Below are 255 nucleotides of genomic sequence, written 5' to 3'. Positions count from 1 at the left end.
TCCGGGGTGGTGACGGTGACGGTGCGCAGCTTGTCGTCGTAGGCCGTGGTGGTGGTGCGGCCATAGGCATCGGTCTGGGTCAGTACCCGGCCGAAGGCATCGAAGGTCGCGCTGCTGATTTGGGCGCCGCTGACGGTGATGATGCGGCCCAAGCGGTCGTAACTTTGCTGCTGGACAACCTGGCCGGGGCTGGTGACTTTGATGGCACGGCCAAAGGCATCGTAGTCGGTGTGGGTGAGCTGGCTTTGGGTGCCA

General features: G+C 64.3%; 1 protein-coding gene. It reads right to left on the bottom strand.

Annotated elements, in window-relative coordinates; genetic code table 11:
• A partial coding sequence (locus PZA18_RS24775) for a hypothetical protein (RefSeq protein WP_308447469.1) occupies positions 1 to 255 on the bottom strand: 255 nt, incomplete at both ends.

This window comes from Parachitinimonas caeni (assembly GCF_030129945.1).
Classification (GTDB): Bacteria; Pseudomonadota; Gammaproteobacteria; order Burkholderiales; family Chitinimonadaceae; genus Parachitinimonas; species Parachitinimonas caeni.
This window is presented reverse-complemented; position numbering and strand designations above follow the sequence as displayed.